The sequence below is a fragment of the Enhygromyxa salina genome (genome assembly GCF_002994635.1).
In the GTDB taxonomy this organism is placed as follows: Bacteria; Myxococcota_A; Polyangia; order Nannocystales; family Nannocystaceae; genus Plesiocystis; species Plesiocystis salina_B.
The window spans coordinates 39,566-60,163 of the sequence record NZ_PVNL01000139.1; the positions used below are offsets into that span (position 1 = coordinate 39,566).

Annotated in this window: 16 protein-coding genes and 1 pseudogene; 9 read left to right on the forward strand and 8 right to left on the reverse strand. The window is 67.0% G+C overall.

Features of this window, described 5'->3' with window-relative positions:
• The first annotated feature begins 72 nt into the window (after positions 1 to 72).
• Positions 73 to 2,229, forward strand: a complete 2,157-nt coding sequence (locus tag ENSA7_RS38265) for a cytochrome P450 (protein WP_181234514.1) — start codon at positions 73 to 75, stop codon at positions 2,227 to 2,229.
• A gap of 150 nt (positions 2,230 to 2,379) precedes the next feature.
• Positions 2,380 to 4,341, forward strand: a complete 1,962-nt coding sequence (locus ENSA7_RS38270; RefSeq protein ID WP_146158623.1) for a hypothetical protein — start codon at positions 2,380 to 2,382, stop codon at positions 4,339 to 4,341.
• A 59-nt stretch (positions 4,342 to 4,400) separates the two neighbouring features.
• Here ENSA7_RS38270 and ENSA7_RS38275 read toward each other — a convergent pair whose 3' ends face one another.
• The 4 genes from ENSA7_RS38275 to ENSA7_RS38290 form a co-directional block, all read right to left on the reverse strand.
• Positions 4,401 to 5,729 (reverse strand): sensor histidine kinase, encoded by a 1,329-nt coding sequence (locus ENSA7_RS38275; protein WP_106094380.1) that lies wholly within the window; start codon positions 5,727 to 5,729, stop codon positions 4,401 to 4,403.
• A complete protein-coding gene (locus tag ENSA7_RS38280; protein ID WP_106094381.1) occupies positions 5,726 to 6,373 on the reverse strand; it encodes a response regulator in 648 nt (215 codons plus the stop codon). The genes ENSA7_RS38275 and ENSA7_RS38280 overlap by 4 nt, the downstream gene beginning before the upstream one ends.
• Before the next feature lie 131 nt (positions 6,374 to 6,504).
• Entirely contained in the window at positions 6,505 to 7,623 is a 1,119-nt protein-coding gene (locus ENSA7_RS38285; protein WP_146158624.1) for a hypothetical protein, read from the reverse strand.
• Positions 7,595 to 9,040, reverse strand: a complete 1,446-nt coding sequence (locus ENSA7_RS38290) for an MBOAT family O-acyltransferase (RefSeq protein WP_181234515.1) — start codon at positions 9,038 to 9,040, stop codon at positions 7,595 to 7,597. The genes ENSA7_RS38285 and ENSA7_RS38290 overlap by 29 nt, the downstream gene beginning before the upstream one ends.
• A gap of 222 nt (positions 9,041 to 9,262) precedes the next feature.
• Here ENSA7_RS38290 and ENSA7_RS38295 point away from each other — a divergent pair, with 222 nt between their 5' ends.
• From ENSA7_RS38295 to ENSA7_RS38310, 3 genes are all read left to right on the forward strand, one after another.
• Entirely contained in the window at positions 9,263 to 11,731 is a 2,469-nt protein-coding gene (locus ENSA7_RS38295) for a hypothetical protein (protein WP_106094510.1), read from the forward strand.
• 103 nt (positions 11,732 to 11,834) lie between these two features.
• Entirely contained in the window at positions 11,835 to 12,707 is an 873-nt protein-coding gene (locus tag ENSA7_RS38305; protein WP_181234516.1) for a ribulose phosphate epimerase, read from the forward strand.
• A 261-nt stretch (positions 12,708 to 12,968) separates the two neighbouring features.
• The gene (locus tag ENSA7_RS38310) at positions 12,969 to 13,649 is read left to right on the forward strand and encodes an isochorismatase family protein (protein WP_106094385.1); all 681 of its coding nucleotides are present in this window, start codon (positions 12,969 to 12,971) and stop codon (positions 13,647 to 13,649) included.
• Positions 13,650 to 13,918: 269 nt separating this feature from the next.
• Here ENSA7_RS38310 and ENSA7_RS44655 read toward each other — a convergent pair whose 3' ends face one another.
• Together ENSA7_RS44655 and ENSA7_RS44660 are read right to left on the reverse strand one after the other, a co-directional pair.
• Positions 13,919 to 14,338 (reverse strand): hypothetical protein, encoded by a 420-nt coding sequence (locus tag ENSA7_RS44655; protein ID WP_181234517.1) that lies wholly within the window; start codon positions 14,336 to 14,338, stop codon positions 13,919 to 13,921.
• The gene (locus ENSA7_RS44660; protein ID WP_181234518.1) at positions 14,305 to 14,571 is read right to left on the reverse strand and encodes a PDZ domain-containing protein; all 267 of its coding nucleotides are present in this window, start codon (positions 14,569 to 14,571) and stop codon (positions 14,305 to 14,307) included. The genes ENSA7_RS44655 and ENSA7_RS44660 overlap by 34 nt, the downstream gene beginning before the upstream one ends.
• 775 nt (positions 14,572 to 15,346) lie before the next feature.
• On the opposite strand from ENSA7_RS44660, the gene ENSA7_RS38325 reads away from it, so the two are divergent.
• Positions 15,347 to 15,580, forward strand: coding sequence for a hypothetical protein (locus tag ENSA7_RS38325; RefSeq protein WP_181234519.1), 234 nt, complete (start codon positions 15,347 to 15,349; stop codon positions 15,578 to 15,580).
• A 187-nt stretch (positions 15,581 to 15,767) separates the two neighbouring features.
• On the opposite strand, the gene ENSA7_RS38330 is transcribed toward ENSA7_RS38325, so the two are convergent.
• The gene (locus tag ENSA7_RS38330; protein WP_106094389.1) at positions 15,768 to 16,637 is read right to left on the reverse strand and encodes a LysR family transcriptional regulator; all 870 of its coding nucleotides are present in this window, start codon (positions 16,635 to 16,637) and stop codon (positions 15,768 to 15,770) included.
• Between the two features lie 81 nt (positions 16,638 to 16,718).
• Here ENSA7_RS38330 and ENSA7_RS38335 point away from each other — a divergent pair, with 81 nt between their 5' ends.
• Positions 16,719 to 17,372 carry a hydrolase gene (locus ENSA7_RS38335; RefSeq protein WP_106094390.1) on the forward strand — a complete coding sequence of 218 codons (654 nt, stop codon included), beginning with the start codon at positions 16,719 to 16,721 and terminating at the stop codon, positions 17,370 to 17,372.
• Positions 17,373 to 17,693: 321 nt separating this feature from the next.
• Positions 17,694 to 17,828 (forward strand): annotated as a pseudogene (locus tag ENSA7_RS45955) (DUF2169 domain-containing protein); the annotation flags it as partial.
• A gap of 144 nt (positions 17,829 to 17,972) precedes the next feature.
• Here ENSA7_RS45955 and ENSA7_RS45635 read toward each other — a convergent pair.
• A complete protein-coding gene (locus tag ENSA7_RS45635; RefSeq protein ID WP_146158629.1) occupies positions 17,973 to 18,644 on the reverse strand; it encodes a hypothetical protein in 672 nt (223 codons plus the stop codon).
• A gap of 454 nt (positions 18,645 to 19,098) precedes the next feature.
• On the opposite strand from ENSA7_RS45635, the gene ENSA7_RS38345 reads away from it, so the two are divergent.
• Positions 19,099 to 20,352, forward strand: a complete 1,254-nt coding sequence (locus ENSA7_RS38345; RefSeq protein ID WP_106094392.1) for a hypothetical protein — start codon at positions 19,099 to 19,101, stop codon at positions 20,350 to 20,352.
• Positions 20,353 to 20,598: the final 246 nt, after the last annotated feature.

Sequence of the window (20,598 nt, forward strand, 5' to 3'; positions counted from 1 at the left end):
CGAGGGCACCGCGGTCGAGACCCCGAAGTTGGGCAGATGCCCGCGAGTCGCGGTAGATCCCAGGACAGACGGATGACGAGCCTACCGCTGGCCAGCACGGCCCCGCGTGCGAGCAAGATCCCCCTGCGTTCGGCCCTTCAGCTGCGCAGCGATCCCTACACGTGGTGGCCCAAGAAGTACCTGGAGCTCGGCCCCGTCTACCGGGTCGCGATCCCGACCGACCGCAAGCCGTGGATCGTGATCGCCGGTCGCGAAGCCAACGAGCTGGTCGCAAAAGAGGGCGCGCACCTGTTCAACCAAAAGGCGACCTACCCCAAGGCGCCCAAGGTCCTGCGCACGGAGCTACACCCGAGCTTCACCGAGGGCGCGCTGCAGCGTCACCTTCGTCGGCAGGTCGCGCCGGGGTTCTCACGCCAAGCCGCGGACCCGCACCTCCCGGCCATGATGTCGTGGGTGCGCGAGTACGTGGATCGCTGGAGCCCGGGGCAGGTGATCCGCGTGACCGAGGAGACCTCGCGGATCGGGCTCAACTGCATCTCGCTGTTCGCTACCGGTCGCGAGCTCGACGGCGACAGCGAGGACATCCGCAAGTACGCGATCTCGTTCACGCAGGTGCTCGCGCTGGGGTGGCCGCTGGCTGCGCTGAACTTCGGCCGCACCAAGCGGGCCCGCGAGGCGCTCGACGGCATGATCGAGCAGCGCCTCGCCGAGCACGAGCAGACCCCGCCCGGTCGCGACCGCGCTCCCGACTACTTCGACTTCTTGCTGCGCGGCACCTTGCCCGACGGCTCGCCCCTGCCCGCGCGCGAGCGCGTGGTGTTTGGCCAGATCCCGTTCAAGAACATGGGCGTCTACGCCGGGCGGGTCATCAACCACGTGCTGATGCAGCTGGTCCAGCGCCCCGAGGTGCTCGAGCAGGTCCTGCCCGAGATCGATCGGGTGATGGCCGACGACGAGCTCACGCTCGAAGAGATCGCCTCGATGGAGGCGACCCAGGCCGCCGTCAAGGAGACCCTGCGGATCCTCCCGACCGCCGTCACCTTGCAGCGCACGGTCGGCGAGCCGTTCGAGTTTGGTGGGTATCAATTCGAGGTCGGGGATCGGCTGTTCACCCCGCTGTCGGCCACGCACTTCCTGCCCGAGTTCTTTCCTGACCCCGAGCGCTTCGACATCGATCGCTACTCGCCCGAGCGCGGCGAGGATCGCCAGCGCTACGTCTACAACCCGTTCGGCCTGGGCCACCACGCGTGCGTCGCCCAGGGGGTGTTCGAGGCGCTGACCATGGTCGTGGTCGGCAGCGTGCTGTACCGCTGGAAGCTCGAGGCACCGTACAAGCTCAACACGATCTTCGACGCGCTGCCGGGGCCCGACCCCAAACACCAGATGCGGGTCATCGAGCGGCGCACGGTCGCGCCGCCGCCCGGCGTGCGTCGTCGCAGCCCGACCCAGCGCTACTCGCTGTCGGCCGCGATGCTCGACGCGATCGACGGGGCCCCCGAGGTCACGCTCGCCGACGACGAGCTGCTGTTCGCCCAGGGTGATCAGCCCGACTGCCTGTACTTCATCCTGGACGGCAAGCTGCGGGTCTCCACCGATCGTGGCGACGGTGAGGTGGTCGAGCTCGCAACCCTGGGGCCGGGCGAGGTCGTCGGCGAGATCGGGATCCTGCATGGGCTGCCGCGGGTCGCCACGGTCCGCGCCGAGGGGCCGGTCACGCTGCTGAGCGTCGACGAAGAGACCTTCGCCCGCGCGGTCGTCGAGAGTGACATCACCGCCCGCGAGCTCGGTGACCTGGCCGTGCGTCGCCACGCGGGCGCCCTGATCGCCCAGCTGTTCGACACGGGTCGGCGCATGCCTCGGCTCGGTCGCCACGGGCACGTGCTCGAGCTCGAGCTCGAGGCCGGCACGACCTTGTTCCGGCATGGCGACCCAGCAGAGAATTACTTCCTGGTCGCGTCGGGGTCGCTCGAGGAGCTGGCCGAGAGCCTGATGGGCGAGCCGCGGGTGCTGCGGGTGATCCAGGCGCCCGACTGTATCGGCGAGATCGGGCTGATCGACGGCCGCCCGCGACCGACGACCGTTCGCGCCGGGCCCAACGGCGCGAAGCTGCTGAGCCTCGACCGCGACGCGTTCGTGCGGGTGTCGCAGGGTGACGAGTCGCAGGCTGCTGTCAGCTTGGTCGCCAAGATCCGCTTCGATGACTCCGACGACGACGCGGACGATTACTGAGTCAACCCCACAGGTCGATCGCCGAATGAGGGATTCACCCCCACGGCCACGGCGGCTTCACCTCATCGCACCGATCACCGACCGGGCCCAGAGTGAAGCATGCGCAACCAACACCAGATGTTTCCCCGGGGGCGAGGCCAGCGGGCGGCGATGCTCGTTGCCCTCTCCGCTGCCGCACCGCTCGCGACCAGCTGCGACAGCGACGAGCCCAATACCCACGACGCAATCCGATCCGGGCTGTCGGGCGACAGCGAGGTGATCATTGAAGTCGATGTCGAGGGCTGCTACTCGCTCGCGAACAGCGGCACGGTCTCGCAGAGCTTCTTGCTCTCACACGCGACCTCGCTCGACGCGATCGAGCTGTGGATTATCCCCCATCTACACGACCCCACCCACCTGCGCGTCGAGCTGTCCACAGGCGACGGCCCCGGGGGCTCGCTGATCGCGACGTCGGAGCGCGTCAACCTGCTGCCCCGGGACAACGGCGAGCTCCCCGGTGAGGTCCCGGACTGGCAGACATTCACCTTCCTCGACGCGCCTCTGCTCCAGCCCGGCGCCTATACGATGCGCCTGTATCATGAATGGGGCGAGTCGGGCGCCCACGGCTCATGCCTGGACCCGTACCCCGACGGCATGTCGTACTCGCTTGGGTACCAGCCCACTCCGGACCGCGACATGGCCTTTCGTGTACTCGGGAACATCTGCGGCCCGGTCGAGCGGCTCGGCGACGACCCGCTCGACTGCGGGCCCGACCTGCTGCTGTGGCTCGATGGGGCCGACCGCGCCCAGACCTTGGCCAACTCGGAGCCCGCGGTCGACGGCCAAGAGATCGACGAGTGGCGCGACAAGAGCGGCCACGATCACCACGCGATCGCCTACGCACCAAGCAAGAAGGCCGAGCTCGACACCAGCGCGTTCGGCGGCCGGCCGGCCGTTCGCTTCGAGCAGGACTTCATGGAGATCCGCGATCTCGACCTGCGGCCTTCGACACACCAAGCGATCACCGCGTTCGCCGTGGTCCGTCGGCTCGGCGGCTATCCCAACATCTGGGTCGCCCAGGAGAACGGGTTCAACAAGCGCTCGCACACCCCGACTGGGGCCGCGCTCGGCACGCGCGTCGTGTCGTCGCTGGTGCTGGAGGGGACCCCCGACGACCGCCGACGCCACTGGCTCGCTGGCGGTCAGATGACCGACGAGAGCAAGGTCTACACAGAGGGCTCCGACGGAGTCGGGCTCGGCATGCTGCTGTACGCTTGGGACGGCTACGCGGGCGCGTACGCGGTCGACTACGAGCTCGCCGAGCTGGTGATCTTTGCTGGCGTCCTGCCCGAGAGCGACCGCGCGGAGATCGAGCAGCACCTGGTCGATAAGTGGGCGACGGACATCGAAGAGTGCCCGAACCCCGCCCCGTGGCCGCTGCCAGACCCACCCGCCGACGACTGGCCGCACTTTGTCGACACCAGCTACATCGACCTCGACGACATCGGCTGGATCAGCAAGTACCGGTCGACGATCGGCTTCGACTACTCCGACGACTTCGAGTACTGCCGAGCGATGAAGCACTACCACCACCCCTTGGATGAGGTGGACTGGGCGACCGTGGAGATCCGCTCGCCGATCGCCGGCGAGGTCATCGCGGTCGAAGAGGAGATGTTCGGCACGCGCGTGCAGATCCGCTCGACGGAGCACCCCGAGTTCGACTTCTTGCTGTGGCATATCGAGCTCGAGTCACCGCTGGCCGTGGGCGCGATGCTGCTCGAAGGCGAGGTCCTCGGCACCCACTATGGCAGCGACACCTACTCGGGCATCGCCGTGAGCACCGAGATCGACGGTCAGCGCCGGCTGTTGTCATGGTTTGATTTCATCTCCGACGATCTGCTCGCCGAGTTCCAGGCCCGTGGTGGCATCACCTCGCGCGCGGACGCCATCATCAGCCAGGCCGAGCGCGACCAGAACCTGCTGTGTTGCACGAACGGTGAGTTCGATGGTGATGAGGATCTCACGGACTGGGTCGAGCTCGACGGAGAGGCCAACGCTGGCGCGCCAGCGCCACCCGTGTCTGGGCTCGCCGCACCGCTCGAGGGGCCGCCCGCCCAGCTGGGCTTTCGCTGACTTCACCAGGTTGGCTGCCGCGGTCGGTCCCTCACCGGGGTCGACCGCGGATGGCTGACCTACACATAGGAAGCGTCGGCAGAGGCCGGAGGCAGCCGCACGCGGATCCGTGTGCCCTGACCCGGCTTCGACTCAATCGAGATCTGCCCGCCCAGGGCCTCGACGCGCTCGCCGATCCCGAGCAGCCCGAAGTGGCCCTCCGGCACCTTCGCTGGGTCGAAGCCGACGCCGTCGTCGCGAAGCTCGAGCTCCACGAACACGTCGACTTGGCGCACGCTGATCTGCACGCGTTGGGCCTTCGCGTGACGTGCGACGTTGCTGAGCGCCTCTTGCAAGATCCGACAGATCGCAATCGTGATGACCTCTGATGGCAGCGGCTCACCAAGCTGGAGCTGCAGCTCGACCTGCAGCTGCGAGCGCTCACGCAACTCGTCGGCGTATTGACGCAGCGCTCCGGCGAAGCCGAGCTCTTCGAACGCGAGCGGCTTGAGCGAACGAACCAGCCGCTCTTTCGCGTCGAACAGGCGGGCGACGATCCCGTCGATGGTGTCGAGCGCCTTGGCCGTGTGGGGGGGAGCCTCGCGCCGGGTCAAGTTGAGCTCGAGGCGCATCGCCGTGAGCAGCTGCGCGAGCTCGTCGTGGAGGTTGCGTCCGAGACGCTGCCGCTCTTGGTCGCGGCTGTGCTGCAGGTGCGCCGCGAGCTGACGCAGACGACGGGTCCGCTCGAAGACGCGACGCTCGAGATCTTCGTTGGTCCTGGCGAGCAGGACTTGCTGATCATAGGAGCGCCCGAGCAACTGGAACTGCAGGTGCCCGAGCACGCAGGCGATCACGGTCGTCAACACCATCACGATCGCCACGGTCCCGAGGCCGTCGACCCCGAGGTACGCCGGCTCCGCGACGAAGTACGCGCCGGTGAGCGCCGCGCTGACCATGACCGTGATCAGGACGCGGGCGCCGAGCGGCAGGCTCAGGGGCAGGATCGCCAGCGGCGCGATGTAGGAGGTGTGAAACCATGGCCGATCGGGCCCACCCGCGGCCGCGAGCATCACCCCCGTCGACACGGCGAGGGCGACCCCGATCAGGCCGATTACCGTCGAGGTCAGCGATGGCTGGCGCGCGACCACACGCGGCGCAACCATCGCAAGCGCCGTGATGATCAGGATCTGGATGCGCCAGCGAGTGAACGCGTCGACGAGCTCCGGGCGATCGGGGAACAGCAGCAGATCCGAAGGCCAGCCGAGCAACGTGGCGATGAAGAATGCCCCGCACAAGACCACGCCGTTGCGCTGGGCGAGGCGCTGGGCGTAGCGCTCGAAACCCACGTGCAGCCCATCTGACTTGGGGACGATGGCGTCGAAGATCCGCGCCAGCAGGCTCGCGCTCAAGCCTCGACCAACCCGATCTGGATCGCATGACGGACCAGATCCGCGACCGCGTGAGCGTCGAGCTTTCGCATCATTCGTGTGCGGTGGTTGTCGACCGTCTTGGCGCTGATCGACAGCGCCACCCCGATCTGCCTGTTGGTCAGGCCCTGGCCGATCAGTCGCAGGACCTCGAGCTCGCGCGCGCTGAGCAAGACGCGACCCGTGGCCTCGGCCTCGAGCACCGCCCCTCCGAGCGCGCTGCTGACGAACGCCTGCCCGATCACGGCCGAGCGAATCGCCTCGGTCAGATCCGCGAACGCGTCGTCCTTGAGCACGATCGCCTGGGCCCCATGCTCGAACGCCCGACGGGCCAGCTCCGGGGCCCGCAGCGCGGTCAAGATGACGATTCGGAGCTCCGCAGGCACGGCGTCGGACTCGGTGAGGAGCTCCGCGACCTCCAGCCCCGTCCGCCGCGGCATCGAAACGTCGAGCACGACCACGTCCGGGCGCTCGCGCACGACCGCGGTGAAGGCCTCGTCTCCATCGGCGCATGTAGCCACGACCTCGATGTCGGGCTCGCTGTCGAGCAAGCGCGCGAGCGCCTCGCGGACCAGCTGGTGATCATCCGCGAGCACCACACGGATGCGCTGCGATGTCGGTGGCACGCCCCGATTGTGCCGTGGTCTGACACGCGGTGCAAAGCGACTCGGCGTTTGTGATTGGGGTGAACACCCCAGCCGAGGGGCCTTGACCCGCCCTTGTCACAGCCACTGAAGTGACGGCCCGGCCCCTGGAGTCATTGGCTGACCGCAGCGATCGCGGCCCCAGCCCTCGCGGCCCCCGTGTCGCTGAAGTGCCACTGATCATAAAAACAATCCGCGCACCCCTCGAGCTCGACCGCCAGATCCACGAGCACGACCTCATGCTCGCGCGCAAACCCTCGCGTCTGCGCGTTGAAGGCCTCGACCAGCTGCCGGGTCAGGTCCGGTGAAGGCAAGAACCCCTCCCCTTGCCCCGCATACATGAACGGCGCCCAACCCCGACCCGCGCTCGGCTCCGCCCACGGTGCGACCGGCTGGGTCACGAGCACCAGACGCGCGCCCCGACCCCGAGCGAGCTCGTCGAGCGCGACCAGGCTCTGCACATAGTCAGCCAGCGCAGTCCGAAGCATCGCAACGTGCCCAGGGTGCAGCTCGACGACCCACCCGCGCGGATCGGCATAGGCCGCGCGCGGAGCCGCCAGGAACTGGCCGTGATTTCCCGGCCGATACCAACCACGATAGGTCTGCGCTCGACCCTCGACACCAAACGGCGAGGCCGGATCCAGCCACACGTCCCACGCCGCGCCCGGTGCCGAGCCGACCCACGGCGCATGGTTGAAGAACGCCTGGGCCTCGTTGGCGCCAAACATGCCCACGAACAGCTCGGGCCGCCGCCCGCCCTCGGTGAACACCTCGAGCTCGGGCAACAGCTCGCTCAGCGGTAGCCCGGCCTGAGCCAGCGCCGCCGCCCGCACGCCTGGATCGCTCTGGGACCTGCCCGCGCTTGCGATCTGGGCCGTGAGCGTGTCGGGCTCGTCGAGCAAGCTGCACTCGACCGTGCTGCCCCCAAGCACCAGCACCTCGAACCCTCGACCCACGATCACGTCACCGCGCAGCCCCTGACCATTGCTGGCGTGGCGAGATCGCGGCCCCGCGTCCGCGACCCAGGCTGGATCGAGCTCGTAGATCTCATGCCGATACGCGACGCGAGCACCCGCGAGGTTGTGCGTGAGCGGCTCGAGCGGGATCAAGCTCGTCCCCGCGAGCACCGCGAGCGTGACCAGAGCTGCCAGCCCCGCGCGGGTCCGGGCCGACTCGGGCCCAGGGCTGGACTCGGAGCTGGGCTCAGAACTGGAAGTAGATGAAGGGGGCATCAGGCCTCGCGTGTGGTTCGGTGAACAGAGCGAGCAGGGCGTACGCGGCGAGCACCCAGCCGACGTAGGCGCGCGTGCGCTCGCTCGTTGCGGATCCGTCGTCGGCCCGCATCGCCCGGCGCATGATCTGGACGATCACCACGGGCGCGAAGAAGTGCAGCACGTACAGTCCGTCGACCCAGGCCGCCGGATCGCGCCAGCTCGCCGCTTGGCCCAGACCCTGGACGGCGACCCCAGCAAACCCCCACGCGACCCCCAAGCTCGGCGCTCGAAACAACAGCCAGCCGACACAGACCGCGACAAAGGTCAACGCGACACCCAGCGACGCCCGCACGAGCCCGGTTGCCTCGCGCTCGGCGGCCCCGCGCAACCGCGACACCCCGCGCTCGAGCGCCAGCCACAACCCATGAAAGGCCCCCCAGGCCACGAAGGTCCAGGCGGCGCCGTGCCACAGACCGCCCAACACCATCGTGACCGCGAGGTTGATCTGCGTGCGCACGGGCCCGCGCCGATTGCCACCCAGCGGAATGTACAGATAGTCGCGCAGCCAGGTCGACAAGCTGATATGCCAGCGCCGCCAAAAATCGCGGGGTCCCCGAGCCAGGTAGGGCGCGTCAAAGTTCTCGGCCAGGCGAATACCGAGCATTCGCGCCACGCCCAGCGCCATGTCCGTGTAACCAGAGAAGTCGGCCCAGATCTGACCTGCGAAGGCGAGGACACCCAGCCAGACCTGATGCGGCGCGACCTGATCGGCTGGGATCACAAACACCCAATCAACATACGCGCCGAGGTTGTCGGCGATGATCATCTTCTTCCACAGCCCGACCACGAACCGGCGCGCGCCCTCGAGCTGATCCGCGGCGCCTAGCCGCGGCGTGCTCACGAGCTGAGGCAGCAGCGAAGACGCGCGCTCGATCGGACCCGCGACCAGCTGAGGGAAGAACGCCACATAGGCCGCGAACTGCCACGGGTCGTCGGTTGCCTGGGTGCGACCGCGGTAGACGTCGATCGTGTAGCCCAGGGTTTGAAACGTGTAGAAGCTGATGCCCACGGGCAACACGATGTGAAGCGAGACCCAGTCCGCCTCCAGCCCCACCGACTGCAGCACCGCGGCCGTCGACGCCGCGAAGAAGTCCAGGTACTTGAACGTTGCGAGGACCCCGAGGTTGACCACGAGGCTCAGCCACAACCAGCGACGGCGCGACCCCTCGCTGCGCGCGAGCTGCCTGCCGCACAGGTAGTCGACGCCCGTCGACAGCAGCAACAGACCCGTGAAGCGCCAGTCCCAGGCCGAGTAGAACCCCCAGCTGGCCAGCGTCAGCAGGATCAGTCTTGCCCGCGCGTGGTTGCGCAGCGCCCAGTAAAGCGCCCACGTGACGGCGAAGAAGACCGCAAAGGTCGCGGAGTGGAACAGCACTGCAAAGACTGTACTCCGGCGCGAGCGGTTCGGCACGCTCGCGTTCGCTCGCTCGGCTGCGGGCGCGTGACCGCGTCGCGAACCTCGTCCCAAGCCCGGCCGAGCGGCCAAGCGGCTCTCGACCAAGGCCGAGTGGAACCAGGCCAAGCGTGGTCGCACCCCGGGGACTGGATCGGATCTCACGAGCAGCCGGCACCCCCCGCGAGTATGCTCGGCGCCGCCATGAACGATCGCGCCCGTGAACGAGACTTGATCCTCGCACCCAACGAGTACGCGTTCATCGCGGACGAGACCAAGGGCAACATCAACGCCTATATCGGCCCCTACAAGACCAGCCTCGCGAACACGGATCAGCCGGTCGTCTTCAACCCCGAGAGCAAGCGCTTCGAGCGGTGCTCGCTCGAGGCGGCGACCCGGGCGTTCGCGGTCGCGCCAGCGGGCTGGTACCTGGTGCTCAAGAACCCGGCCAAAGATGGGACCCACCCCAAGACCGGGGCGATCAACAACCTCATCGAGCTCGAGATCGGCCGCAAGGTCAACCGCCCCGGCCCGGCCGCGTTCGCGCTGTGGCCTGGGCAGATGGTGCGGACGATCCAGGGCCACAACCTGCGCTCCAACCAGTACCTGATCGTCCGCGTCTACGACGAAGAGGCGGCCAAGGCCAACTGGAAGAACGCGGTGATCAAGCCCAAGGCCGCGGGCGGCGAAGAGGCCTCAGCGGCGGAGGTCCCGAGCGCGGCGGAGCTCACCCCGGATCTCACCATGGGCCAGCAGCTGGTCATCAAGGGCACCGATGTGTCGTTCTACATTCCCTCGACTGGGATCGAGGTCGTCCCCGACGAATCGGGCGAGTACGTGCGCGACGCCGTGACCCTCGAGCGCCTCGAATACTGCATCTTGCTCGACGAGGACGGCAACAAGAGCTATCTGCAAGGCCCGGCTGTCGTGTTCCCCAGCCCAACCGAGACCTTCGTCGAGCGCGGCGGGGCCAACAAGTATCGGGCGATCGAGCTCAACGAGAACAGCGGCATCTATGTCAAGGTGATCGCGCCATACCGCGACGATCCCAAGGGTGACCAACCCGGCGTGTCGCACGACGTCGGCGACGAGCTGTTCATCACTGGCAAAGATCAAATGATCTACTTCCCCCGGCCCGAGCACGCGGCGATCAAATACGGGGATCACACAATCAGCTACGCAGTTGCGATCCCGGCCGGCGAGGCCCGCTACGTGCTCGATCGCAACACCGGGCACATTCGGCTCGAGCGCGGCCCCAGCATCTTCTTGCCCGACCCCCGCCGCGAGGTCATCGTCCGCCGGATCCTGGATCCGCGTCACGTCCAGCTGTGGTTCCCCGGCAATGAAGAGGCCCTCGCCCACAACCGGCGGCTCGCCGCGGTCCAGGGTGGCAAGCGCGACTTCGTCGAAGACGCGGAGCTCGAGGAGTCGTCGTCCACCAAGAAGGGCAAGCGGCGCAAGGAGGTCAGCGACGAGTACGCGGGCGACGACTTCAACCGTGGTCAGACCTACACGCCGCCACGCACGATCACGCTCGACACCCGCTACGACGGGGCCGTGAGCGTCGGCGTGTGGACAGGCTACGCGGTGCTGGTGGTCAGCAAGACCGGCGAGCGCAAGGTCATTGTTGGCCCCTCCACTTACATGCTCGAGTACGACGAGGTCCTGCAGGCCGCCGAGCTGAGCACGGGCACGCCCAAGTCCGACGACAGGCTCGCGCGCACCGTGTACTTGCGGGTGCTCTACAACAAGGTCTCCGACGTGGTCGAGGCCGAGACCGCTGACCTGGTCCAGGTCCGCGTGCGGCTGTCGTACCGCGTCAACTTCGAGGGCGACCCCCAGCACTGGTTCAACGTAGAGAACTACGTGAAATTCTTGACCGAGCACCTGCGCTCGCTGCTGCGCGCGGCGATCAAGCAGCGCACCGTCCAGAGCTTCCATCCACAGGTCGCCCGCGACGTCCGCGACGTCGTGCTCGGGCCCCAGGGCGAGGACGGCAAGCGACCCGGGCGGCGATTCGAAGAGAACGGCATGCGCATCTACGACGTCGAGGTCCTCGACGTCGAGATCGGCGACGACGCGATCGAGAAGCTGCTGATCGAGGCCCAGCACGCGGTCGTCGAGCAGACCCTCACCCTCGAGGGCGACCGCCGCCGGCTCGAGCAGACCCGCGAGCGCGAGACGATCAAGCAAGAGATCGACGCGATCGAGGCCACCACCAAGCAAAAGCGGCTGGGCCTGCAGCGCAGCGAGGTCGAGGCCCTCCACGGGTTCGACCTCGCCAAGATCGAGGCCGAGCTCGACAGCCGCAAGCGCCGGCTCGAGGCCGAGCGCGCCGAGCAAGAGTCCGTCGACGCGGTCCACGACGCCAAGCTGGCCCGGGACAGGCGCAGCAGCACGCTGGACCTCGAGACCTCTGACAAGCAGCTGGCCATGCGCCTGCGCGAGCTCGAGGCCGAGGTCAAGGCCGTCGCCGACAAGGCCCAGGCGATCTCGCCCGACTTGATCGCCGCGCTGCAGGCGTTTGGGGATCAGGCGCTGGCCGAGAAGATGGCCCAGAGCATGGCGCCGCTGGCGATTTTGGGGGGCGAGAGCGTCGCCGAGGTGCTCGCGCGGCTGCTGCAGGGCACCAAGCTCGCGCGCGTGCTCGAGGTCGTTGCGAACGAAGAGTGAGTGGTCAGCGCGGGCCGACCGTTTGGACCGGCCCAGTGCGCGGATCGTGGCCGTGGCTCAGTCTGCGAAGTGGCTCATGTATCGTATTACCCTCCTCGCTGTCATGTTGATGCTCCCGATCATTGCCTGCGGGCGGCCACCGATACCGGGAGCCGGAGCCGGCACGACGAGCGAGACGAGTACCGGCAACGGTGATGGTGATGGTGATGGTGATGGTGACGGCGACGGCGACGGCGACGGCGACGGTGATGGTGACGGTGAGACCACCGAGACCAGCGACGATGGGAGCCTGACTTTCGTCCCCATATCAGAGTTCGGTACCGATGGATGCAGCTGCGACAACTGGGCGCAAGACTGTCCCCAAGGGGAGAAGTGCGTGCCAGTCGCGTTCGGCGTCAGCTGGGACTGCACCATCTGTGTGCCGGTCCTCGGCGACCTCCCGCCGGGCGAACCTTGCATGTTCGGCGGGCCCAGCGAGTCAACCGACGACTGCGACGCCGACAGCTTCTGCTGGAACGCCCACGAGTCAGATCGCGAGTGGGTCGGCGGCACCTGCCGACAGTTCTGCGATGGCCCCCCCGACGACCCGATGTGCGCTGCCCCGAACGGGTGCCTCACCGGGTTCCAAGGCACCGTGAACCTGTGCGTTCCCAGCTGTGATCCGCTCACGCAAGACTGCGAGCCCGGCGAAGCCTGCATGTGGACCGGCTCGGGGTTTTTCTGTCTGTACACAGCGCCCGCCGTGCCGCCCGGTGGTGCGTGCGACGTCGTCGACAGCTGCGCGGCCGGGCTGATCTGCCTCGATGGCGAGGTGGTCCCAGGTTGTGGTGATGCCACTTGCTGCGCGCAGTTTTGCGATCTGCTGGTGGGCGATGCGCAGTGCGACGCGATCCCCGGGACCAGCTGCGTGCCGATGTTCGAGCCTGATGCTGCGCCGATGGGTTATGAGGATGTCGGGGTCTGTATCGCGGGGTGACCCGGTAGATCGCCGCGACCGCGACCCACCCGGTGCCGCGCCCGCGCCCAAGGGGATTCCGGCGGGTTCCAGCGGGCGCAAGCCAGCCTCAGGGACGCCTTCGAGATGTTCGTCGACCTCGAGCGGCTCGTCCAGGAGTACTGGCGCGCCGCTGCGTCGGGGATCCAATCAAATCGCAGAGGGCAAATTGTCGACAGCAGCAAATTTGGCCGTGCGACGCGTGGTGCCCCTACCCCGCATTGCACAGCACCCTTTCAAACAATGAGTAGCCCAGCCAATTTCAATGGATCCAAACCGACCATCAATTCGGACGACGCGGTCATCCTGCTGATCGACCATCAGAGCGGATTGTTCCAGCTCGTCGAAGACACACCGATGAGCCGCGTGCGCGCCAACGTCACCGTCTTGGCCAAAGCAGCGACCTTGGCCAACATCCCGGTGATCACCACCGCCTCGGTGCCGCAGGGGCCCAATGGCCCGATGATACCCGAGATACAGCAATATGCGCGGCATGCTACCTATGTGCCGCGTCGCGGTGAGATCGACGCCTGGGACAACCCAGAATTCGTCGCCGCCGTGAAGGCGACAGGCCGGCACACCCTGATCATGGCTGGCGTGCTCACGAGCGTGTGCGTGGCGTTCCCGGCGATCGCGGCGGCGCACGACGGCTACAAGGTCTTCGCGGTGTTCGACGCCTCCGGCGACTACTCGAAGATGGCCCAGGAAGTGACGCTCGCACGTCTGATGCAGGCTGGCGTCGTGCCGATCGACACCGCCGCCGCGCTCGCGGAGGTCCAGGGAACCTGGAACCGTGGCGACGCGCAAGCGTGGGCGGAGCTGTTCGCCTGCGTCGCTCCGAGCTACCAGCTGCTGCTCGAGAGCCACCACAACGCGCAGGAGGTCGAGAGGAACCAAGAGCCGCTCGACTCGCAGCGCAAATAGGTCTCGCTACTGCTCAGGCACGCGCGGCCGCCACACGAAGCTACACGACGTGCAACCGGCGGTCGCGCGACGTCCACGCCAACTTGACGTCTCGTGACCCGCCCGGCAGGTCCTGGCGGGTGACGGGGATCTGAAGGCAAAGCTCGATGGTCCAGAGCGTTGACGTCGCCATGGTCGAACGCCGTCGATTGGCAGGCCCTCTACTCTGGTACCGTGGGCACACTCAACATCCATCACGCGGCCGCGGCCTCCCTTTGCACGATCTAGACTCACCGGCACACGAGCGTCGAGCCGGGCGGATTGACGACACCGGTTGTCGTCGGCCAAGTGATCCTCTCGCCTGATTCACCAACCCACTGATTCGAAGCGAAGTCTTGCTCGCAATCGTTCCAGTCGAAGTCGTACTGGTCGGCGTCGAGTTCACAGTCCGCGAGCAGCGCCTCGTTGAGCTCGGCGATGCGAGACTTCGACTCGTACTCGGACTTTGTCATGCACAGGCAAACGTGACGGGCCTCCCCGATCGCGCGAAGGGTGCCATCCTCCCAGTGACCGTACGACAACGGCCGTGCGCAGGCTCGCTCACCTTCGTCCGGCACGGCCACGACCGTGTCGTCCTGGCACGCGGCCATGGTCAACGCCAACGCGAAGCCAAGCGTCAGGGCACCAAGGTGTATGTGAAGTCGACCCATTGTGTTCCTCGTTGGACCCGAACGCGAAGTTCGGTCGCAGTATCATTCTCGGAGATCGCGTATAGCGCCGCTTCGAGGTCGTCGATCGTGGTGCCATTGACCGATTCGAGCCGATCTCCATCTCGTAGACCCAGCTCTGCCGACAGAGACCCCGTCGTGACCCCTTGAAACGCGAACCGGCTAGCGGTCGTGTCGTAGACGAGCGTGGTGTCCTCGCCGAGCAGCAGAGACATTCTGCCAACAACATCTGCGCGAAACCGAGGTCGATGTCACACGTGTTCCCGTCGCAGTCGATGTAGTCGCCTGCGCCGAGAGGGCTGCCAGTATCGGTTTCGGTTTCGGTGTCAGTATCGGTTTCGGTTTCGGTGTCAGTTTCAGTATCGGTTTCAGTGCCAGTTCCGCCGCCAGTCTCTCCTCCCCCTTCGTCGCACTCATAAGGGTTTGGATCGGGGCAGGTTCCACCTGGGGGAGGATTGGCGTACGCACAGTCGCCGACACACTCCCCCAGACCATCCTTAAACGGGTGGCTCAGCACAATGGTCGAAGCGTCCATTCCAGAGTCGATAAGCAATTGTGATTCCAACCTGCGGGAACGATCGCGTCGCATGCCTGTCGGGTGGCAAGTTCGATATCGTCGAAGAGTGCGGCGTATTGCGGAGCGGGAACCTCGAAATCGATGATCTCCTGCTCTGCAGCATTGAGACACGTGCACCCCGCCGGACCGGGCGCGCTGTGTGACCCAGGCACTGGCTCGGCCAGTTCCGGTTTTCCCGCCGGCCACATCACGGCGTCGGCCAGGTAGTTACAGTTGTTTTCTCCTGCCGCGACAATTTTGATGCAGTAGTCGGGTAGCAGGCATCCTGTGGTGGGTGCAAAAATTCCACTAGCGACGCCAATGCCGGCCCCCACAAACGGAGCTGTGAACCATATCCTACCCTGCCGCGTCTCTCTCAGGTTTCGCATCCTAACACCGTAGTCATCAACCAGATGCGGTGTCAAGCAGATGCGGTGTCAAGCGCATTTTGGAGCCACGTGACCGGCTCCGGCGGGGATGCCACTCGTCCTCGACCTCGAGGCGGCGACAGCCCGGCCGCCGCCTTCGACCACCTCGAGGCTCCCGCGATCGAGCGGTTTGGCTTCACCACCCACACCCACGACTACTGGGATCAGCAAAAGGGCCCGCTGCATCGCCACCTGCTCGAGATGCTCGAGCGCCCCTGCTTCGCCGCCTGCGCGAGCTGAAGCTCCGGGCGCTCGGGGACTCGCTGCCCTACATCTCGGGGTTCGAGAAGGTCATCGAGCGACTCCCGGCCACGGTCGAGCGGGTCGATCTGCGCGAGGTCAGGATGCAGCAGGCACTGCGTCAGGAGCTCGCGGCGAGGCCCAGGGCACGCCCGAGCTGCTGCTGCCCGCGTAGTTGAGCGATCCATCAAGGCCCTTCGAAGCACTCGATCAACATCTCGGTGAGCACCCGGACCTTCCGCGAGGAATGCTGCCCCGGCGGACGCACGACATAGACCCCTGCCTGAGGCGGCGGATAGTCCGTCAGCACGGGCACGAGCGCGCCGGAGGCCAGGTGCGCCTTGGTGAGGGCGTCGGGCAGGTAGGCGATGCCGAGTCCGGCGACGGCCGCTGCGACCAAGGCGGTGCCGTTGTCGGCCTTGAAGCGCCCCCGCGGATGGATCGACACGGTCTCGTCCCCGTCCGTCAGCAGCCAGGCCTCGGTGCCCTGCATCAGCGCCTCGTGATCGACGAGCTCACACGGCGTCTCGGGCTGGCCGTGCGACGCGATGTAGTCGGGGCTCGCCACGAGCTGGCCGAATAACGGTCCCACGCGCCGGGCGAGGAGGTTGGAGTTCGGCAGGTAGCCGAACCGGATCGCGCAGTCGAAGCCTTCCGCGATGAGGTCGACGAAGCGGTCGCTGTAGGACGTGTCCAGGTGCAGCCGCGGATGCCGTCGCGCCATGTCGGCGATCACCCGGGCCAGGTGGGTCGGTCCGAACGAGAGCGGGGCGGCGATGCGCAGGCGCCCGCGTAGGTCTCCCTCGGGCCGGATGGTCTCCTCGGCGATGTCGAGCTCGGCGCAGACCCTCGCGGCATGCTCGCTAAACAGCGCGCCAGCCTCGGTGAGCGCCGCTCCGCGCGTGCTCCGGGCGAGGAGCTGGACGCCCAGCTCGGCCTCCAACCGGGCGAGCCGCCGGCTGACGATCGACTTCGAGATGCCGAGGCGACGCGCCGCCGCGGAGATACCCTTCGCATCGGCCACTTCCACGAAGGTCCTGAGTTCGTCGATGTCCAAGCCGGCGTTCCACCTTCTGCGACACACCTTCGCAGTTTGGGACACTACCGTATCGTATCGGGGACCGGCAATCCTCCTTCCATGAAGATTCGCAACGGTCTCGACTCCCTCCTTCGACCCGAAGACTCGGTGTTGGTCCTGATTGACCACCAGCCCTACCAGCTCGCCAACCTCAACAGCCACGACCCCCAGGCCGTGGTCAACAACTCGGTGGCGCTGGCGAAGTCCGCCAAGGCCTTCGGCGTCCCGACGATCCTCACCAGCGTCGTCGCCGAGCGCGGCGGCCTCATCTTCCCGCAGATCACCAAGGTCTTTCCCGATCAGGAGGTCATCGATCGAACCTTCATCAACACCTGGGAGGACGCCCGGGTCGTCGACGCGGTCCGTGCGACGGGGCGCAAGCAGCTGATCATCGCCGGTCTATGGACGGAGATCTGCGTGGCGATGCCAGTCATCCAGGCGCTCGGCGAGGGGTGGGACGTGACGGTGATTACCGACGCCTCCGGCGCGATCTCGGTGGAGGCCCACGAGGTCGCCATCCAGCGGATGATCGCGGCGGGGGCCAACATGATGACCTGGCTGGCCCTGGCGGCGGAGTGGCAGCGCGACTGGGCGCGGACCGAGCACGCCGGCGAGCTGACCGAGGTGCTCATCGACCACCTCGCCGGCAGCGGGATCGCGTTTTTGTGGGAGCAGCAGCTGCTCCACACGCCGGTGCCGCCCGAGGCTGGCTGATCGCACGGCTCGAACGGCTCGCCGCTCGAGCACCCGTCCCGGCGGGCTGCTCGAGCGGCGCGCTTCAGCGCGAGAAGAAGCCCGAGACGCTCGCGCGGACGTTGTGCCCCGCCGCCGGGCTGACCCGGGCGATCATGTGCGGCGCCCCGGCGAGCAGGGCCAGGCGGTTGGGCCGGGGCACTCGAACGAAGCCAGCCCCGTGCACCCGAAGCACGGCTCGACGATCACAACAAACTACACGACGTGCAACCGGCGGTCGCGCGACGTCCACACCAACTTGACGTCTGGTGACCCACCCGGTGTTCCCCGGCGAGCGACCGGGTTGACCTCGTCGGGCCCAAGCCCGGCACCGACATCATCGTCAACGCCCACGCTCACGCAGCCGGGGGTCGACCAAGTCGTGAGGTCGCGGTCAGGCTCGAGGACGGTGGTCGATCAGAGCGGGACGCGCTGGCTGGCGGTGCAAGGGCGAACTTCTGGCGGCTTGGGGGCTGTGTGGATGGGTCGGCCTCGCTGACCGGAATTCCGCGTTTCCTGATGACGGTCGACAGCCAACGGGCAGACTTCACCCCGACGAAACGCCAGCGAGCGCGACCCGACTCACGGCTTTCGCTCGATGCGAAGCGCGACCTCATGCGGCGGCGCATGCTTGCGCAAGACGTCGACGCGGTAGATCCCCGCGGCGAGGTCGACGTCCATCGCACCCGGAAGCGGCGAGACGGGCTCTTTGTGCCACATCGAGCTTGCGTCCTCCTCGCTGAGCGCGACGTCGTCGAGGCAGCGCTCGACCCAGACCTCCGTGTCCGACTCGCGCTCGAAGGTATACGTGCCGGGCGTGTCGACGTCGATCAGGAAGCTCTGGTACATCGAGTCGCTGTACGCGGAGAACGCACGAACCCACGGGCCGAGCGTCGCCGGATCCTCGCAGTCGAAGGTCGCCGCGAACGCCCACACGCCGGCGGTGGGCTCGAGTCGCTCGAGATCGGCACACTGCCGATGCGGGACCCAGAGGTAGGGCGCCGAGGCTTCATACTCCGCGAACAGAGACTCTGGATCTTGACCGTAGGCGGCCTCGAGTGCGTCGAGGACGGCGTCGCCGCCTCCGCGTGGGCTCGTGAGGAACGCCTCCCGCAACGGCGCTACACCGTGGAACTCGAGCAGCCAGCGGACGAAGTGCCCGGCGCCAGCGTAGTCGACATCGGCGGCGCGCTCGGCCGTGATGAACTCGCGCGGATCGGTTGGAGACTGCGAAGGCGTGAGCTCGAAGCTCACGGCCAGCCCTTCAGACAGCGCTGGCGAGGTGCCGCTGCGCCACCCGCAGCTGACCGTGTGGGCGAGCTCGTGAGCAGCCGCGATTGGCGAGGTGAAAACCGTACCATCAGGAGTCACACAGGCCGCGGCCGTCTCAGAGCAATATCCTTTGACATCTCGGAACAGATAGACCGGGACACGTTGAACGAGTTCGACGTCGAGAACAGCTGCTGAGTATTGGACAAAGCGTTCGTAGTCGATGACCGAGCCCGCGCACAAGAACGTGGTGTCGTCCACGTGGAATTCGATGTGTTCCGTCGACGCGGTCAACGGTATGTCGGGCACGATCGTGAGCGCTTCGTGGTCGGCACACTGCGCCAGAAGATTCGGGTCCTCATCTGCACACGCCCCCGCGGTCACCGACAAGAGTGACGCGAGAAGGACGTTGGCACGCCCACTGCACTGTGGCGCTGGCATGAACACCAAAGTACACCACGTTCTGTTCGCCACCACTCTCCTGGTCGGGTTCGCCGCTTGCGGCGACTCGGGACCGACGCTCGAAGGTGACGCGGGTCTCGCTGAAACGGGCGAGACGGGCAAGGAGCTATACGCGGGCTGTCGGCCGGTCGATGAGGTCGAGCAGACCACATCGTTCACCTGCCAAGGTGAGGGGGCGGGCTGGCTCGTCACGGACGTCTACGGCGCCGGCAAGCACAACCCGATCACCAGCTGCCTCGCCTACGCCGACGGCACCATCCCCGAGGACGCGACGGCCGAGGACTGCGCCGCGATCCCCCTCGAGCTCATTCCATTTGGCATCCCGCGCCCAAGCGCGTGCTGTGGGGAAGGCACGCAGGACGACAGCATCAACAATATCTGTGAACTCGACTGCGGCTACGCGGCCTGCAAGACCGCGATCGCGGCGATCCGAGCCACCGCTGACGCGCTCGCGCCGACCGACGGTGTTCCCCAAGGCGTGATCGACACCTCCAAGGCCGACCTCAACGCTTACGCCGACCTCCTCGATGCGCCGGCCTCGCTGCAATACTGCGCCAAGAAGGTCAGCATCCACGCCGGAGAGGTCACCTCGATCGCCCTTGGGTCCGGGGTGAGCAGCCCCGCCGCATTTGGACACATCAACGAGGCCACGATCTTCTTGGGCTGCAGCCTCGACCCCGACGAACCCTTTGTCATCGATCCCGACGGTGGCGAGTGCACCGAGCCGACCAACATCCCCGAGGCGATGCAAGAGCAACATAGCGGCGGCACCGTCAACGGTGGTGCGGTCACGGTCGTCGGTCCAGGCGTCGCCACTGTAGCGACGATCGCCGACGCGTCCTTCGAGGTTCACGAGGTGCTCAACCGCGATCTCTCGATCGACTTCACCCTCTCGAGCTTCGACGCGACCGTCACCGATACCAGCGCTGGCTCCTTCGATCTGCGTGACGTGCAGGTCTCTCTCGCGAGGCCTGCCAGCGGGAGGCTCGAGGGCGATCAGGTGACCTTCGCACCAGGCACGCTGCGATTCATTGTATCGGCCGTCGTCAGCGTCGACGGCGAGCCGTTGTTCGGCGGTCTGCCCTCGCGCGCCGAGTACTCGAACAGCGCTCCGGCCACCGCGACGCGCAGCCTCGATGGTTCGTTCGCGTTCGTGGACGCGCCCTTCGAGGCGGGGGCGTATACGGCGGTGCTCAACACCGAGCCGAGCACCCTCGCCGCGATTCAGTAGATCGGTGCCCAGCAACGGCGACCATGGTCTCGCTCGGGCCCTCGCCATGGTGCTGCTCGACTGGGAGTAGGCGCCGCTGGCGGCGGTGTTCTTGGGCAGCGGCGTCGACGACGAGTACGAGCTCGAGCTCGACGACGAGCGCAGCGTCGAAGGCATCGTGCTGGCCCGCTCGCTGCTGCGCTGCGAGGGACGGAAGCTGCGCGATCTCGACGACGGGCAGACCTGCCTGCGCCGGGACCCGGCCGA